We start from the raw sequence: 17,108 nt of genomic DNA, 5'->3' as shown, positions 1-17,108 counted from the left end.
TAATGTGCCAATTAAGATATGAAGAATAAATTTTTAGCAACCCTATTATTGACATGCTCCATCAGTACCGTGTCTGCACAGACACCGGTCTATATGGACGATGCACAACCTATTGAAGCACGTGTAAAGGATGCTCTCAGCCGGATGACACTGGAAGAGAAGGTAGCCCTTTGCCATGCGCAGAGTAAATTCAGCAGTGCGGGTGTTCCGCGGCTCGGCATTCCCGAGCTTTGGATGAGCGACGGCCCTCACGGTGTCCGTGCCGAAATCAACTGGAATGACTGGGGATATGCCAACTGGACCAATGACAGCATTACCGCTTTCCCGGCCTTGACTTGTCTGGCCGCTACCTGGAATCCGGACATGTCTGCCAAGTATGGCAAGGCCATCGGTGAGGAAGCGCGCTATCGTGAAAAGGATGTGTTGCTGGGCCCCGGCGTCAACATCTACCGCACTCCGATGAACGGGCGTAATTTTGAATATATGGGCGAGGACCCTTATCTGGCCAGTGTGATGTGCGTACCTTACATCCAGGAGTTGCAGAAGAACGGAGTGGCAGCTTGTGTCAAGCACTATGCGCTGAACAACCAGGAACTGTGGCGCGGACATATTGATGTGAATCTTAGCGACCGTGTTCTGTATGAAATCTATCTGCCGGCATTCAAGGCTGCAGTAGAAGAGGGAGGTGCTTGGAGCATTATGGGCGCTTACAATAAGATTCGCGGCCAGCACGCCTGCCATAACGATTTCACACTGAACAAGATTCTGAAAGATGACTGGAAGTTCGACGGCTGTGTCATTACCGACTGGGGCGGTGCCCACGACACCTATGAAGCTGCCGTCAACGGTCTGGATATTGAAATGGGGTCTTACACCAACGGTCTGACGTCCGAGAGTGTATTTACCTATAACGATTATTACCTTGCCAGCCCTTACCTCCAGATGTTGAAGGATGGCAAAGTGCCGATGTCTACGATAGACGACAAGGCTTCCCGCATTCTTCGTCTGATATTCCGTACGGCGATGAACCGTCAGAAACCCTATGGTTCGGTAGCTACGGAAGAGCATTATGCCGCTGCCCGCGAGATAGGCAATGAGGGCATTGTGCTGTTGAAGAATGCTCCGGTGGTAAAGAAAGGTGCCCCGTTGCTGCCGATTGATGCAGCCAAGTATCAGAATATCCTGGTGGTGGGCGATAATGCCGTACGCTTGCTGAATCAGGGAGGAGGCTCTTCCGAACTGAAAGTGAAGGATATGGTATCTCCGCTGGATGGCTTGCGTGCCGTTTATGGTGATAAGGTAGCCTATGCGAAAGGCTATGCCGCCGGTCGTCCGATGTACGGCCGTGCAGATGAAATTCCGCAGAATGTGGTAGACTCACTCCGTGCAGAAGCCGTGGAAATGGCGAAAAAGGCAGACTTGGTGGTACTGGTAGGCGGATTGAACAAGAACCACTTCCAGGATTGTGAAGGCGGCGACCGTCTGGAATACGGCTTGCCTTTCGGGCAGGATGAACTGATTGAAGCTTTGCTGGGTGTAAACAAGAATCTCGTTCTGGTGCTTCTCAGCGGTAATGCGGTGGAAATGCCGTGGGTATCCCGGGTTCCTGCCATTGTGCAAGGTTGGTATTTAGGCTCCATGGGTGGCAAGTCTCTGGCTGACATCCTGAGTGGTGCGGTGAATCCAAGCGGAAAGTTGCCCTTCTCTTTCCCTGCCAAGTTGACGGATTGCGGTGCACATGCTTTTGATGAACTCAGTTATCCGGGCGACAGCATTAAGCAGGAGTATAAGGAAGATATTCTGGTGGGCTATCGTTGGCACGACACCAAGAAGGTTCCGGCACTCTTCCCCTTCGGTCATGGCTTGAGCTATACTACCTTTACATATGGCAAACCGGTGGCTTCTGCCAAGGCCATGGCTGCCGACGGTACGCTGACGCTGACGGTTGCCGTGAAGAATACGGGTAGCGTGGCCGGAAAAGAGATTGTACAGCTTTATATAGGCGATGATAAATGCAGTGTGCTTCGTCCTGTAAAGGAGTTGAAGCATTTTGCAAAGGTCGCTTTGGCGCCGGGAGAGGAGAAGAACGTGACTTTCACCCTTACTCCGGATGATTTGAAGTTCTACGATGAGGCTTCCGCAGCCTGGAAGTACGAACCGGGCAAGTTCAAGGCATACGTTTGCGCTTCGTCTGCCGACGTCCGTGGTGTAGTTCCGTTCGAAATGCAATAATCTTATAATCAGTGCGTAACCACTGCAAAATCAGTGCAACTATTTTGCAGTGGTACTGCATACCTTTTGCAGCGCTACTGCAATTGCTTTGCAGCGTCACTGCAAAAGGTATGCAGCAATGCTGCAAAGTGTATGCAGTAATGTTGCAAAATGTATGCGGTAAGTTTGTAGCCTGAAATCAGAATCAAAAAACAATATGAAGACACTTGCCACTCTATTTCTGCTTGCAGCCTCGTTGCTGCTTCGTGCTGCCGATACCCCTGCCGACAGTTGTAATCATCAGCTATACTATACATCGCCCGCCGCTATCTGGGAGGAGACTCTTCCTTTGGGCAACGGACGCTTGGGCATGATGCCCGACGGGGGCATTCTCCGTGAGCACATTGTGCTGAATGAAATATCATTATGGAGCGGAATGGAGGCGGATTATAGTAATCCGGATGCCTCGAAGAGTCTGCCTGCCATCCGGCAACTGCTGTTTGAGGGAAAGAACCGCGAAGCACAGGAGCTGATGTACAGCAGTTTCGTTCCGAAGAAGCAGGAGACTGACGGGAGATATGGAACCTATCAGGTATTGGGTGATTTGGATATAGATTTTACCTACAATTCTTCATTATCCATTCTCAATTCTCCATTAAACAACTATCGCCGTTGGCTCAACTTACGCGATGCGGTGGCATACACGGCTTTTAGGCTGGAAGATGTCGATTACCGCCGTGAGTATTTTGTTTCCCGTGACCGTGATGTCATGCTGATTCATCTGGTTGCCGGACGTGAAGGGACTCTGAACTTCTCTGCCCGTTTGAGCCGTGCAGAACATAGCCTGGTGACTGTCCAAGGGAACACCCTTTTGATGGACGGCATGTTGGAAAGCGGTAAACCCGGTTTGGACGGTATGAAATACCGTGTGGCGATGCAACTCGTGCAGAACGGTGGTGAATCATCTGTCAGCCCGGAAAATGGTATCTGCTTGAAGAACGGGCAGGAAGCCTGGTTGATACTTTCTGCCGCTACCTCCTATGCCGCTGCCGGTACCGACTTCCCGGGCGAACGCTATGCGGAAGTCTGCGACAGCTTGCTCCGTCCTTTCACCACCCCCGCTAATTCTCCATGTTCCATTCTCCATTCTTCATTATCCAACCATGTCACTGCCCACCGTTTCCTCTACGACCGTGTTTCCTTGACGCTTCCTGCCACGCCGGATGATACGCTCCCGACGAACGAGCGCATCCTCCGCTTCACACAGCAGGAGTCGCCGGCATTGGCTGCTCTGTACTATAACTACGGACGCTATCTGCTTATCAGCAGTACCCGTCCCGGCAGTCTGCCGCCCAATCTGCAAGGACTCTGGACAAATGGAGTATCGACTCCCTGGAACGGGGACTACCATACGAACATCAATATCCAGATGAACCACTGGCCCTTGGAGCAAGCCGGACTTTCCGAACTCTATCAGCCGTTGACAACGTTGATGGAGCGCCTTGTCCCTTCGGGAGAAGCAAGTGCGCGTACTTTCTATGGCGATGAGGCAGATGGCTGGGTGCTCCACATGATGACCAATGTATGGAATTACACCGCTCCCGGTGAACATCCTTCCTGGGGAGCGACCAATACCGGTGGTGCGTGGCTGTGTGCCCATCTGTGGGAACACTATCTGTATACGCAAGACAGGGATTATCTGCGTCGTATTTATCCCGTCTTGAAAGGTGCCGCCCGGTTCTTTAGTTCCACCACCGTGCAGGAGCCTTCTCATGGCTGGCTGGTAACTGCCCCCACTTCTTCTCCGGAAAATAGTTTCTATGTGCCGGGTGACAGCGTGACTCCCGTCAGCATCTGTATGGGTCCCACTATGGATGTGCAACTGCTCACCGAGCTTTATACCAATGTCATTGCCGCCGCCCGCCTGCTGGATTGTGATGCGGACTATGTGGCGAAGCTTGAGGCAGACCTGAAGAAGTTTCCGCCCATGCAAATCAGTAAGGAAGGATACTTGCAAGAATGGCTGGAAGATTATAAGGAAGTGGATGTGCACCACCGCCACGTTTCCCATCTCTACGGCCTGCATCCGGGAAACTTGATTTCGCCGGAGTCCACCCCCGAGCTTGCCGAAGCCTGCCGGATGACCTTGAACCGTCGTGGAGATGAGGGTACCGGTTGGAGCCGTGCTTGGAAGATAAACTTCTGGGCTCGTTTGGGTGACGGAAACCGTGCTTGGAAACTTTTCAAGAGTTTGCTGCATCCTGCTGTCGATGCTGCGACGGGAGGTCATGGTAGCGGCACTTTCCCTAATTTGTTCTGTTCGCATCCTCCTTTCCAGATTGATGGCAACTACGGTGGCGCGGCGGGAGTCGGCGAAATGCTGCTGCAAAGTCATGAAGGCTTTATCCATCTGCTTCCTGCCCTGCCGGATAGCTGGACTACCGGTAACTTCCGTGGAATGCGCGTACGCGGCGGTGCTTCCATAGACCTGGACTGGAAGGATGGACGGGCAACGAGGGCTGTTGTTACCGCTCTTGTTCCGGGTAAATTCATCCTAAAGATGCCCGCAGGCGCCGTTCGTGCCCAAGTGAAGATAGGAGGACGTACGCATACTTACAAAGAACCGGCATTTCCGTTGGATTTGAACAAGGGAGAGGCGGTGACCATACATTTCTTATAGGAACGTTCCCCTCCGACAAAATTATCAAGTTATTTGTCTTTCGCGTCCGAATGCTGTACATTTGCAGTGCATGTAGAACAAATATCTTAGATAATTATGAAAAATAGAGTACGTTTTTTCTTCTTGTTTCTCGGCTTGCTGGGAGCGTTGGCAGTTCATGCACAAATCAATGAGTTGCCACGTTCCACACCCGAGGCAGAAGGAGTCCCTTCCAAGGCTGTCACTGCCTTGTTTGATTCACTGATGGCATTGCCGAAAACAGACATCCACAGCGTGGTGGTGGTGCGTCACGGCAAGGTCATCGGAGAAATCTATCCGGCTCCGTTCGCGCCGGAATATCGCCATACCATGTATTCCTGCTCCAAAACCTTTGTCGGGGCTGCCGTAGGACTTGCCATTGCGGACAACCGCTTGCGTTTGACAGACCGCGTCGGTGCTTTCTTCCCGGAGCTTCTTCCGGATTCGGTTTCCACTAATCTGGCAGACATGACTGTCCGTGACCTGCTTACCATGACATCGGGTGTCACTCCCGACTGGAATATGCGCAACCTCACTCCCGACTGGATACGTACCTTCCTTGCCAAACCGGTGAAAACTCCGGGCAAGAAGTTTGAATATGATTCGATTAGTACCTATATGCTTTCTGCCATTGTGCAGAAGGTGACGGGCATGACCTTGCTGGATTATCTGAAGCAGAAGCTTTTCATCCCGATGCATATCACGGACGTTGCGTGGGAGATAAGCCCTGAAGGCATCAATACCGGTGGCTGGGGACTGCATATCCAGAGCGAGTCATTGGCAAAATTCGGATTGCTGCTGCTGAACCGGGGTGTTTGGGAAGGCAGGCAGTTGCTTCCGGCTTCCTGGGTGGAGCAGATGATGACCAGACAGATAGGAGATTATGGCTATCAGATGTGGCTTTGCGAATATCCGGGTGCTGTACGTGCTGACGGGGCTTTGGGACAATACATTCTGATTGTTCCGGATAAGGATATGGTAGTGGTCATTACCGAATGTACATTGATAGACGGTCGTCGGCAGCGTCGTCTGGTCTGGAACCGCTTGTTGCCGGAGACAGGTGACCAGGCATTAGTGCCCGGTAAGGACTACAAGCGCCTGCAGAAGAAACAGCGTTCTTATCAACTGCCGTTGGTGCAAGGAAAGGCTGCTTCCTCCCTTTCACAGAAATACGCAGGCAAGCGCATCCTGCTCGGAGAGAACAAATACGGATGGCAATCCATCGAACTGCAATTCAAGCAGCAAGAAGTAGTGATGACTGTGGTGGAGAAAGACGGAAAGACATACAGTCTTCCGTTTGGCTATAAGCAATGGTCGAAAGCGGCAATTGATGGCTATCCTCCGTATTCGGTTGCTGCAAAGGGGCGTTTTAAGGGTATAGAAGGCCCTTTCCAGGTGGCAGGCAGTTATGCGTGGGCGTCACCTGATGCTTTGCAACTGAAAGTACATTATGTCAACTGGATAAGCGCTCTTGGGCTTACGCTCTGCTTTGAGGATAACAAGGTACTCCTGACTGTTACGGAGAATTATTCTTCGGGTGAAGGGGTGACTTTCGAAGGTACATTAGCGCATTAAAATAATGAATCGTATTTTGCTTACTCTAAAACGGCCTTTTATCTGGCTGTACCGTTTCCGGCACCGTTGCGGCTACGGTGTACATTCTCCTTTTGCCTTTAACCTGATTACGCATGTAATTTACGAAAGTACGGCTTATTATAAATATGAAGAGCTGGCCAAGGCACAGAAGCAACTGGAGCTGGAGAAAGATAAACGTTGGAAGTACGAATCGAAGAAAGTAAAACGCCTTCTGTTCCGTCTGGTAAACTATACCCAGCCGGAGACCATTGTAGATGCCGGTACGCTTGCCGCTTCTGCCCTCTATCTGAAAGCGGGGAAGGAGGGAGCAGATTATACTTCGGCTTCCGACCTTTCCGAGCTCTTTCTGGAGAGTGGCGTTCCCGTTGATTTCCTTTATTTGCACGATTATCGTCATCCCGATTTTGTAGAGGAGGTCTTCCGCATCTGTTCCACCCGTACCAGGGGAAAGTCTGTTTTTGTAATTGAAGGTATCCGTTACACTCCGCAGATGTTTGCCCTCTGGAAGCGCATGAAGCAGGACGGACGGGCGGGCATTACGTTCGACCTTTATGACCTTGGTATCATATTCTTCGATAAAACAAAGATAAAACAAGACTATATTGTCAACTTTTGATTATCTTTAGGCGTTTCAATAGTGATTAGCGGTTAGTGATTAGTGCTTAGCTCCACTTACTGGCTGCTAAACATTAATCCCTAACCCCTAAACATTAATTCCTTATGAAGATATACACCAAAACCGGAGATAAAGGAACCACCTCTCTTGTAGGCGGAACCCGTGTACCTAAAACGCATATCCGCCTTGAGGCATACGGTACGGTAGATGAGCTAAATTCCAATCTGGGTCTTCTCATCACGTACCTGCTTGACGGAAAGGATAAAGATTTTCTGCAGCAAGTGCAAGACAGACTTTTTGCCGTAGGCTCTCATCTGGCCACAGACCGGGAGAAAATGGAGCTGAAAGAAGCCAGTATCATCAGCTCGGAGCAGGTGGAAATGGTGGAGCGGGAGATAGACCGTTTGGATACTCTTTTGCCTCCTCTTTCAGCCTTTATTCTTCCCGGCGGAAGTCGCGGTGCGGCACTCTGCCACGTTTGCCGTACGGTTTGCCGTCGTGCAGAGCGTCGGATTCTTGCTCTGGCCGAACAAGTGGAAATCGCTTCGGAATTACTGGCTTACGTGAACCGCTTGTCTGATTATTTGTTCGTTCTTTCCCGTAAAATGAATCAAGACGACAAAAAAGGTGAAATATTTTGGAATAATAGTTGCAAGTGAAATAAATTGTTATACTTTTGCCGAAAAATAGAAATAGGACTTAATATTCACAATTTTAATACTAGAGACTATGTATTGGACATTGGAATTAGCATCTAAATTGGAAGATGCTCCTTGGCCGGCAACTAAGGATGAATTGATAGATTATGCCATGCGTTCGGGTGCTCCGCTTGAAGTGATTGAGAATCTGCAGGAAATGGAAGATGAAGGCGAGATTTATGAAAGCATAGAAGATATTTGGCCCGATTATCCCAGCAAAGAGGACTTTTTCTTTAACGAGGAGGAATATTGATACGCTTTGAAAGAAAAAACTTACCGGTATGTCTGGTAATATTTTGAAACATAGGGAGAAGTAATTCCAAAACCGATAACTATGGTTGAAGAATTACTTCTTTTCTTTTTAATACCCCCACACTACAATAATAATGAATGTACAAGAAGCAACAACACGCCGGTTACCGGATTTGAAGGAAAGGCATCTGCCTGAAAACTGCCGCGAAACCATAAACACGATTTTAAAGGAGACTTACGGCTACGAACAGTTTCGTAATCTTGAGATTTACGATGACTTGTCCAAGGGAAAAGAGAAACTCTGCATTTCGCAGGGACAGCTGATAGAGAACGTTATACTGGAGGCTGAAAAGGCTTGGAAAGGTGAAACGCAGGTAGACAATATCTTGCTGACTGCCCCTACCGGCTCCGGAAAATCTTTGTTGTTCCAGCTTCCTGCCATCTATCTGGGGAAGGAGTATAATCTGCTTACCATTGTGGTTTCCCCTTTGAAGGCGTTGATTGTAGACCAGGTGGAAAGTCTGCAAGAGCTGGGGTATATGCGTGTGGCATACGCCTCGTCCGATTTATCGCCGGAACAGAAGATGGAGGTTTACCGGCAGGTGCGTGAGGGGGAGATTGATTTGTTCTATCTCTCGCCGGAATTGCTTCTCTCTTACGACATTAAGCATTTTGTAGGCGAGCGCCGCATCGGTCTGGTGGTGGTCGATGAGGCGCATACGGTCACTACGTGGGGCAAGGAGTTCCGCGTGGACTATTGGTTCTTGGGGCGCTACCTGACTGCTTTGAAACAGACTCTCGGCTATAATTTCCCGTTGTTTGCATTGACTGCTACGGCTGTCTGGAACCCGAAAGGAGGTAATGATATGATATTCGAGACTATTCGTTCCTTGCAGATGGAGCCTTGCGTGCTTTATGTAGGTACAGTGAAGCGCCGGAATATTAGCTTTGACATCCGTCAGATGGAGATGGAGGATGGGGAGACATACGACAAGGCAAAGCAGCGCGTGGTGGCTGCGCGGGTCGAGGACTTCCTGGACGGGCACAAGACATTGCTCTATTATCCTTTTGCGGGTGGCATCGACATGCGTCTTAAGACGTGGGTGAAGCCGGTAGACTGGCGTCTGGTGGCTTCCTATTATGGCAAGAAGGACAAGGAACAGAAAGCTGCCATTGTGCAGGAGTTCAAGGAAGGAACCAAGAAACTGATTGTGGCTACGAAAGCCTTTGGTATGGGAGTGGACATCAGTGATATAGACCGTGTATACCATGTGGCGCCATCCAGTACGTTTGTCGACTATATTCAGGAGATAGGGCGTGCCGCGCGTGATACGGAGATACAGGGTATTGCCGCTACCGACTACCATGAGCGTGACTTCTATTATATGAAGCGTCTGCATCAGACGGGGAATATTGCCCAGGAACAGTTGGTGCTTATTCTGAGAAAGCTCATGGAAGTGTACCGCATGAAAGGGGAAAAACCGGAAATCATGGTGTCTTTGTCCGATTTTGAGTTTGTGGTGAAACTGCCGCGTACAAAGAACAAGCTGGAGTATGAAGCAGAGTTGGGACAGCTCATCAAGACCGCCTTGCTTTGGCTGGAAGACGATTTGATGCAGCGTTATGGAAGGCATCTGCTTGAAATCAGCCCCAAGAATCTGTTGACCGAAGGATATGTCCAGGACAAGACGGGTGATGTCTTTGCCCGTGAATTCCATAGCTATCTGACAAAGGTAGAAGGGGAGGACGGGGTTTACGTCGCACGTCTGGAAGCGCTTTGGGAAGAGCGTTTCCCTGAGCTTGGCTACAAGGAATTCAAACAGAAACTGAATAATGGAACGTTGTGGGAGGGAGCCCGTGCCGTGTCTGTAGGCAAGCATGAGGTGTTGTTGAAGGAAGATGCCACTGTCATCCGTGAGCGGATGGATGCCTTGTTCAAGAGCCTGACAACGATGCTGAAAACGTCATTGATAAAGTCGAAAGGACGTTTTGATGAAGAAGAACTGCGGGCTGTTTTTGCCGAGCATGACATGGACGTGCGCTCCGCCAAACGCTTTATCGGTTCCCTGCTGGAGAGCCGCACGGAGGAAGGCCGCAGTGTGAGCTATATCAGTAGCGTGAAAAAGAAGGACTCCAATGAACTCTCTTTTACGGTGACCAAAGGCTTTGATTTGCTTTTGTCGCGCTATCAAAAACTGTTTAGCCAACGTATGGTGGGTAGTAAGGGAGACCGCCTGCTGTTTTATTGCACTCCTTTCTCGGACTTGAATATGCTGCTTAATCTGCTTTCTATGCTCGGCTGCCTTTCGTTCAGTGTGGAGGGTGGCGGTACGCCTTGCGTATTTGTCCGTTTCAATGACCCCGAAACTCTGCAGGAACTTGCGCTTGGCGATGATTACCGCAATCTGATTCTGGATACCAACGAGCAGATATTCCAGGAGCAGATTGACTTGTTCTCTTTCTTCTTCGGAACAGATAAGCTGACGGATGAACAGCGCTGGGACTTTATCGAGGATTATTTTACGGGAATGGGAGTGGACGACTTGAAAAAGAAGTTTGTGTCCTTGTAGCACCAATTCGTTGAACAGCCTTTCCAGAGTTACAGTTCATCTTTGCTTTTACTGTAAAGATTGTGAGTAATTAGTCTAAGTGCTCCTGCAGAAACCGTTGCAGGATGCGTGCATGGTTGTATATCGGTGCTTTGGAAGCATATAGTAAGGTTATGGTATGGTGGTGTTTTATGGTGTCAATGAACCTAAGGGCGGCTTCCGAATTTTCCAGTTCCTTGCGATACATGGCTGCAAACCCCTCCCAGTGTTCCGCTTGGTCTTCGTGAAACCATTTTCTTAATTCAGGTGAAGGGGTAATATCCTTTTCCCAGACATCGTATTTCAGATGTTCCTTTTTTATGCCGCGAGGCCACAGCCGGTCCACCAATACACGGTAGCCGTCTGTTGCATCGGGTTCTTCATATACCCGTTTGATTCTGATTTGTGTCATGGCTGTTCTCTTAATTTTGCTTCCATTTTGATGGAGCGTGGGAAAACGATATTATTTTCTAGATGGATGTGCTGGTGCAAGGCCTCTTCAAATGCTTTAAGCTGTTGGAGTACGAGGCGGTAACTGTTGCAGGCATCTTCTGGAGCTGTATAGCCGTTGGTCAGATGCTCTATGTGGCGATAGCGTTCTCCTTCAATGTCATGTTCTGCCATCATGACGGATATGGGAGCTTCGATGCTTCCACAGTGGAATTCGGGCAGGGGAGTATTTTCCAGCTTAGCCTTTACCATCTCATAGATGTAGGGAAACAGTACCAGTTCCTCTTTGTCGAGATGGGCATTGAGGTCGGAGAGGGAATCATGAAAGAGAGCCTGCACATTGTAGAGTGACGGATGTTTTTCACCGTGTACGCGACATATTTTATCCAGCAGTTCTTCAATCTCGGGACCTTGTGTACGGATATTACGGTGGTGGATTTTGAGAATATAGTCCACCAATAAGTCCAGAGGCCAACTCTTGAAATCAATATTTTCGGAGGTTGTCGGAGCCAGATGCTCTATTTCTTCTATCACCTTCTCCATATCGGCTCCGGCAGTTTTACTGGCTTCGGGAAGCAGTGCGGAACCATGGCAGCAGAAATCAATGCCATATTTATCAAATATCCCGGCATTGTTGAAGTTGTCGGCTACGATTTCGCCGACTGTCATACGTTTATAATCCTTCATATGTTATCTTGTTTTTGTTTTCCACAACATTGTGGAAACCTGCTATATATACAATTATATGGCAGATAATGTTTGAAGGGTTATGATTATTTGAGTTTTCTTGCCCGGTTCTTTCATTTAAAGGAATTGGAGGAGTTATCACTTCGCTCCGCTCCGTCAGGAGTTGAAGAAGTTAAAGCCGATACTTCTGTGAATACATACGCACGAGTATTGGCTTTAACTCCTAAGCCGACTTGTCGGCTGATAACTCCTTTAAATGAAAGATTCGTGGTTTCCTTGTCTATCCTTCTACTTTTTGGAATGCCAGCCGTTCGTCTCCATTGGCCAGAAGGATGATGCCGCAATATTTGAATCCGTGCTTCTTCAGTATGTATTGCAGGATATGATTGTCCCGGTGGGTATCTGCACGTAGGTTGGGTATTTGTTCGTAGCACCATTGCAGGCAGGCATTGGCCACTCCTTTGCTGTGTTCTGTACTTGCCAGCCGGTGAATGACGCCGTAAGGAAGCGTATCTTCCACCCATTTTCCTTCATAGATATGCGTATATGTGGGGTCGTTTCCACGGATAAAGGCGAAGGTTCCGATAATTTCTTCGGTATCGTCGGTGCACACATAGCTGTTTCCTTGTTCGATGTCTGCTATGACGATTTCCCTGGAAGGGTAGTTGCCTCTCCACTGCAGCATATTTCCGTCTTTCCGCATGATGTGCTTCGCTTGTTCAAAGATGTCCATAAGGATTGCAATGTCTGTGGGTTGCGTCTTTCTGATTTTTATCATAGCTTTTTATTTTATCTGTGTGGTATCTTTCTTTGATTCAGGTTGCAAAGGTAATGCGTTTTGTGATTCATTGTTCTCGTAAATGAACAAATGCTAACATACGTTGTTTCTTTAGGAAGAATTTGCATATATTTGTCCCGTAATATTAAACACAATTGATTATGAAAAAGATTTTTAGTGCTTTCGTGATAGCTGTATGCTGTATGTTTATGGCTATGCCTGCCCAGGCCCAACTATTGAAGTGGGGTGTTAAGGGTGGTGTGAATATGACGAAAATAGATTGGGATGGCGGATATAAGGGAAACAAGGATAATTCTACCGGTTTCTTTATTGGTCCGATGGCTGAGTTTACCATTCCCATTGTAGGCTTGGGTGTTGATGGTGCTTTGCTGTTCTCTCAGCGCGGCAAGGACGAGGTGAAGCAAACAGGACTGGAAGTACCCGTAAATCTGAAATATACCATTGGCTTGGGTAGCTTGTTGGGTATTTATATAGCTGCCGGTCCCGATTTCTTCTTCGACTTCAAGAAGAAGGATTACGTAGACCGCAAGAAGGCTCAAGTGGCACTTAATCTGGGTGCCGGTGTGAAGCTGCTGAAGCATCTCCAGGTTGGCGTGACCTATCAGCTCCCGATGGGCGACTCATTTACGTGGAAGAATGCGGGTGATGCCATCGGTGCCAAGAATAAGACTTGGCAGGTGTCTGCGGCGTATCTCTTCTAAATGTAGTAAAACGATTTGTGGAATATAATATAAGAAAGGCTCTCCTACAAAAAGGAGGGCCTTTCTTGCGTTTTTGATGGGAATTGAAAAGTTTATCAGATGGCTTTATCACCCATTCCTGAATCTTTCATGCATAATTTCCAATTCCCTAGATAGCGTACTGGTTTAAAGTACCAATTGGTCTTTCTAGTTTCGGTAAAGTAAACGGTGCATCTTACTTCATTATCTTCGGCTTCTTTAAATTGTATATTATCAATTTTATATCTATAGATAGGAAAGAGTTCAAATAATGTTTTAATATGTTGCATGTCTTCATTATCTAAAGGTTCTGGTGCTTGATTAGGTATTTTAGCATCCATTTTGTATAGCATGGCTACAGCTTCGGCATACTCTTTATTTTGAGCTAAAGTCATGAATCGGTTTACAAGCTCAGTCACAGTTGCTGTATCTCGCTGTGAGAGTACCATGATAGAGGATGTTTTGGGGGCAATACTTTCTACTCTTTTCTTTTCTTGTTTACAAGCTGTCATCAAAACAAGTACATACAACAGTATACTTAAAGACTTTATCGTTTTCATTCTTTTATCTATTTTTGTTAGGTGATTTTGGGGGCATATTATTATGATTGGTATCAATAGGCTGGAGCTATATTAAAATATATAGCGAAAAAATGAAAGAGAAATAGCTTCTTCACTTCACTCCAAGTGAACTGACCACATAATTTCAATATGTAGACGTCTTTATAGATTAAAAAGAGTGCCCTCTTTTGAAGGCACTCTTTCTATTGGAGATTTCTATTTAATCTAATGATTAGACAGTTCCGTGAACATCAATAACAATATTAACTTCAATAACACCCCATTTATAAGTTACTTTTACAGGAACTTGAATTTGGTAGTTACCAACTTCATTACCATTGTTCTTATAGTTTAGAATACCCATATGTGTACCATCAATAGGCTCTGTAGACGGAGTATATGTTATTTCGATATTATTACTCTTAGAGCTCAACAATGTTTCACCCAATGTTCCACCATTCAAATTAGTTGTGATATTAGCTTCATCTACTTCAATCTTCTCAACTCCATAGTAAGTATAGTAGTTATATCCTTCCGGACTGAACTCATTTTGTTCCTTGTTATTACGCCAGTCCGTAAATGCTAATACCTTGCTGAAGTCAAGCTTGTCACCGTCATTAATAGCATCTTTCAAGCCTTCATTATCCTTAGAAGTTACATTAATAGGGCGTATAAATTTCACATCAAATTCATAATTGCTCAATTTCAAGTCCTTTTTGCATTCGTTTGTTGCAACAACTTTAACACGACCGCAAAGAGTTTCACCATCTTTCATTTCAGTGCGACCAGCATAGTTCAAGATATCTTTTGCGTAATCAGTTTCTTGATATGTCACAGCAGAATTGCTAATTACTGCTATCTTTTGAGAAGCTCCGGTTGGTTGATTGTTCTCCAGCTTAGTTGCAGATAAAGTTAATCCATCCGTAGAAACAGATAATCTGTACTTGTTATGTTTAGAAACGCCATAAACATCCTTTATGCGCGGAGTAACGAACTGGAATGTTTTAGTTAATTTATTATCTTGGAAATCTGCATAAACTGCATCTACTCCACTGATAGTAACCTTATTGCCTTCAAATACATTCAAAAGGTCATTTACATAAGTACACTTATCTGCGCCTTCACCCTTATTGGGTACTTTTACGTTCTGATGGATTTCATCATAACCGCTCTTAGCTTCTGTACTACCACTTGCAAACCAAGCATAGTCAAGTTTTGTAGTATTGGCAATAGTACCGGCTGGAGTAACATTGCGTGGACTCGGTGTCCAGTTGAATGTTACATACACATAGTGTGCAGTTTTATTGCTATTCTCCTTAACAAAACGAACGACAGCATTTATACTTGCTTTTTCTGTGAAAAGTTCATAAGCGTCATTAGCTCCTATTGTCCACTGCAATACTTCTGTCATATGGCCTTCCGTATCAGCAGTTGTTTTAGAAACTACCCCAATCTTCTTCGCAACTTCTACTGCATCTGCACTTGCCCCAGTGAATTGCTTTGCATCGCTATCCGTAGCGTCAAGTTTATAAGTATTTTCAAACTCTTCCTTAGAAATATCAAGTTTAGCTAAAATTTGTTCTTCCACTTGATCCCAAGTTAATTTCTTAATCAAATTATCTTGAGAGCAATTAACGGTATATCCTTCAGTAAAGTTGAACGGATCAATAACAGTAATTTCATTCTCTTCCGGAGTTGTTGTAATTTCAGCTTTAATATAACCAACGGCTACATTTTGGTTCTGTACAGTATCTTTCAAGATGACACGAATCAACGGCATACGACCTATGGTTGCTTTGCTTTGTTCAGCACCAAATGCCTGTTGCTTACCACCTTTGGTTATTTGAGGTCTCAATATAGCACCCTTCCAATTTGCATGGGCACTTTCTGAAGTCTCATTTTGTCCGGCAAAATAACCTACCAATTCATAAATATACTTGAAACCATCTTTCTCAACAAGACCTTCATTTGCATTTTTATCCCAAGCGATATCTTGATTGGTAGTTGTTGTATAGTGTGTTTGAATATATTCAGCAACATCTACACCTTCGCTGTTCCATGCAACTTGAATTTGAGGTTCATTCTGAATAGCTTCAGCTGCAGTCGTATACAAGTGACCTTCTCCGTCAGCATGATTAGGTTGTACTTTTGCGTTTGCCAATACTAAATCTTTGATTTCTTGCGCTTTTACAGCAGCGTAATCAGAAGTAATTATAGTATCTACTTTGGCATCTTTATAATGAGCTTGCAAAGCCAATACTGTTACGAGTCCATCTTTGTCAATGTCTTTAATGCTACCGTCAGTCAATTTTGCTTTTACTCTCAAAACACCTGGTTGGTTTGGAGCTAAGCTTTTACCAATAACTTCAGCTTTCACTACTGCACCTGCAGCTTTAGTGTATTTCTTATCATCGGAGATAAATGTCAGTTCTGCGATATTATTTATATCTACAGTAGACGGATTCATGTGATAATCTGCAGTCAATCCTGGAGTCAAATAAGACTGCGTAGTTGCAATTGTTGCCGCATCTTTAGAAAAATCCGCATCAGCATTAACAACTTTCAATGTCAAAGCCTTATACGCAAATGTAGACGCAGACATAGCTTCAATACCTTGATAATAGAAATCAGGCTTAAACACTAAACTAGTCAATTGACGGCCGATCAGATTTAATGCCTCATTTTGTAATTTAGCCACCTTTTCTGCAAGAGCCTTCAATTCTTCTTGACTTGCTTTACCTGCAATAGCATTGGTCAGTTCAGATTTAAGGTTGGCAATTTGTTCCTCAACATCTTTTAAAGCTGCTAACTTAGCTATTTTAGCTTCTAAATCAGTTTTTAGAGCTTCCAAGTCAGCATCTGTAACAGTACCAGCTCCTGTAGCTTTATCTAAAGCTTCTTGAGCTTTTTTCGCTGCATCTTCTGCACTTGACTTAGCAGCAGCAATTTCACTTTCCAATGCGCTTACTTTGCTATTCAAGTCTTCAGCTGTAGCTTTTTTGTCCAATTGCTCCTGCAAATTATCGATGTCATCATCATAGTCCTTGCAAGATGTGAACGTACTTGTAGTAGCCGTCATCAAGGCTCCAAACAAGATTACACTTAAAAACTTTTTGTTCATAATGAAAACTTTAAATTTATAAATTTAAAAAATGAAAAATAATAAAATCTACGATTACAGTATTTTTCCTCACATTTTTATATGTGTTTTTTCCGTTACTTCGCAGGTAACGG

General features: G+C 45.9%; 13 protein-coding genes. 8 read left to right on the top strand and 5 right to left on the bottom strand.

Annotation, left to right across the window (positions count from 1 at the left end; genetic code table 11):
* Positions 1–18 precede the first annotated feature (18 nt).
* The 7 genes from DW800_RS00620 (at position 19) to DW800_RS00590 (ending at position 10,641) form a co-directional block, all read left to right on the top strand.
* Positions 19–2,232, top strand: a complete 2,214-nt coding sequence (locus DW800_RS00620; protein ID WP_119957677.1) for a glycoside hydrolase family 3 C-terminal domain-containing protein — start codon at positions 19–21, stop codon at positions 2,230–2,232.
* A gap of 196 nt (positions 2,233–2,428) precedes the next feature.
* On the top strand, positions 2,429–4,891 hold the full coding sequence (locus DW800_RS00615; RefSeq protein WP_009037349.1) for a glycosyl hydrolase family 95 catalytic domain-containing protein: 2,463 nt from the start codon (positions 2,429–2,431) through the stop codon (positions 4,889–4,891).
* A gap of 96 nt (positions 4,892–4,987) precedes the next feature.
* Complete coding sequence (gene bas-suc, locus DW800_RS00610) at positions 4,988–6,484, top strand: 3-succinylated cholic acid synthase (RefSeq protein WP_009037348.1); 1,497 nt, start codon at positions 4,988–4,990, stop codon at positions 6,482–6,484.
* 4 nt (positions 6,485–6,488) lie between these two features.
* Entirely contained in the window at positions 6,489–7,121 is a 633-nt protein-coding gene (locus tag DW800_RS00605; protein WP_005824435.1) for a hypothetical protein, read from the top strand.
* A 104-nt stretch (positions 7,122–7,225) separates the two neighbouring features.
* Entirely contained in the window at positions 7,226–7,780 is a 555-nt protein-coding gene (locus tag DW800_RS00600; protein WP_016272019.1) for a cob(I)yrinic acid a,c-diamide adenosyltransferase, read from the top strand.
* A 70-nt stretch (positions 7,781–7,850) separates the two neighbouring features.
* Positions 7,851–8,072 carry a DUF2795 domain-containing protein gene (locus DW800_RS00595; RefSeq protein WP_002558131.1) on the top strand — a complete coding sequence of 74 codons (222 nt, stop codon included), beginning with the start codon at positions 7,851–7,853 and terminating at the stop codon, positions 8,070–8,072.
* A 133-nt stretch (positions 8,073–8,205) separates the two neighbouring features.
* On the top strand, positions 8,206–10,641 hold the full coding sequence (locus DW800_RS00590) for a DEAD/DEAH box helicase (protein ID WP_119957676.1): 2,436 nt from the start codon (positions 8,206–8,208) through the stop codon (positions 10,639–10,641).
* Positions 10,642–10,711: 70 nt separating this feature from the next.
* Here DW800_RS00590 and DW800_RS00585 read toward each other — a convergent pair whose 3' ends face one another.
* The 3 genes from DW800_RS00585 to DW800_RS00575 form a co-directional block, all read right to left on the bottom strand.
* Positions 10,712–11,071, bottom strand: coding sequence for a DUF488 domain-containing protein (locus DW800_RS00585; protein ID WP_005824440.1), 360 nt, complete (start codon positions 11,069–11,071; stop codon positions 10,712–10,714).
* Positions 11,068–11,796: an iron-sulfur cluster repair di-iron protein gene (gene ric / locus DW800_RS00580; protein WP_005824443.1), complete on the bottom strand. Its 729-nt coding sequence runs from the start codon at positions 11,794–11,796 to the stop codon at positions 11,068–11,070. Before ric ends, DW800_RS00585 begins: the two co-directional genes overlap by 4 nt.
* Before the next feature lie 280 nt (positions 11,797–12,076).
* Positions 12,077–12,574: a hypothetical protein gene (locus tag DW800_RS00575; RefSeq protein WP_008661945.1), complete on the bottom strand. Its 498-nt coding sequence runs from the start codon at positions 12,572–12,574 to the stop codon at positions 12,077–12,079.
* A 161-nt stretch (positions 12,575–12,735) separates the two neighbouring features.
* Here DW800_RS00575 and DW800_RS00570 point away from each other — a divergent pair, with 161 nt between their 5' ends.
* Positions 12,736–13,296, top strand: a complete 561-nt coding sequence (locus DW800_RS00570) for a porin family protein (RefSeq protein WP_008661942.1) — start codon at positions 12,736–12,738, stop codon at positions 13,294–13,296.
* A gap of 95 nt (positions 13,297–13,391) precedes the next feature.
* Here the strand turns inward: DW800_RS00570 and DW800_RS00565 are convergent, their stop codons facing one another.
* Together DW800_RS00565 and DW800_RS00560 are read right to left on the bottom strand one after the other, a co-directional pair.
* Complete coding sequence (locus DW800_RS00565) at positions 13,392–13,874, bottom strand: hypothetical protein (RefSeq protein WP_117963040.1); 483 nt, start codon at positions 13,872–13,874, stop codon at positions 13,392–13,394.
* Positions 13,875–14,106: 232 nt separating this feature from the next.
* Positions 14,107–16,995, bottom strand: coding sequence for a hypothetical protein (locus tag DW800_RS00560; protein ID WP_120381899.1), 2,889 nt, complete (start codon positions 16,993–16,995; stop codon positions 14,107–14,109).
* Positions 16,996–17,108 lie beyond the last annotated feature (113 nt).

The organism is Bacteroides sp. AM32-11AC (genome assembly GCF_003603515.1).
GTDB classification, from domain to species: Bacteria; Bacteroidota; Bacteroidia; order Bacteroidales; family Bacteroidaceae; genus Bacteroides; species Bacteroides uniformis.
This window is presented reverse-complemented; position numbering and strand designations above follow the sequence as displayed.

Bases quoted from the DNA above. Each gene is read 5' to 3' on its own strand.
- bas-suc (WP_009037348.1), top strand. From the start codon at position 4,988: ATGAAAAATAGAGTACGTTTTTTCTTCTTGTTTCTCGGCTTGCTGGGA.
- DW800_RS00575 (WP_008661945.1), bottom strand. From the start codon at position 12,574: ATGATAAAAATCAGAAAGACGCAACCCACAGACATTGCAATCCTTATG.
- DW800_RS00605 (WP_005824435.1), top strand. From the start codon at position 6,489: ATGAATCGTATTTTGCTTACTCTAAAACGGCCTTTTATCTGGCTGTAC.
- DW800_RS00600 (WP_016272019.1), top strand. From the start codon at position 7,226: ATGAAGATATACACCAAAACCGGAGATAAAGGAACCACCTCTCTTGTA.
- DW800_RS00565 (WP_117963040.1), bottom strand. From the start codon at position 13,874: ATGAAAACGATAAAGTCTTTAAGTATACTGTTGTATGTACTTGTTTTG.
- ric (WP_005824443.1), bottom strand. From the start codon at position 11,796: ATGAAGGATTATAAACGTATGACAGTCGGCGAAATCGTAGCCGACAAC.
- DW800_RS00570 (WP_008661942.1), top strand. From the start codon at position 12,736: ATGAAAAAGATTTTTAGTGCTTTCGTGATAGCTGTATGCTGTATGTTT.
- DW800_RS00615 (WP_009037349.1), top strand. From the start codon at position 2,429: ATGAAGACACTTGCCACTCTATTTCTGCTTGCAGCCTCGTTGCTGCTT.
- DW800_RS00595 (WP_002558131.1), top strand. From the start codon at position 7,851: ATGTATTGGACATTGGAATTAGCATCTAAATTGGAAGATGCTCCTTGG.
- DW800_RS00560 (WP_120381899.1), bottom strand. From the start codon at position 16,995: ATGAACAAAAAGTTTTTAAGTGTAATCTTGTTTGGAGCCTTGATGACG.
- DW800_RS00590 (WP_119957676.1), top strand. From the start codon at position 8,206: ATGAATGTACAAGAAGCAACAACACGCCGGTTACCGGATTTGAAGGAA.
- DW800_RS00620 (WP_119957677.1), top strand. From the start codon at position 19: ATGAAGAATAAATTTTTAGCAACCCTATTATTGACATGCTCCATCAGT.
- DW800_RS00585 (WP_005824440.1), bottom strand. From the start codon at position 11,071: ATGACACAAATCAGAATCAAACGGGTATATGAAGAACCCGATGCAACA.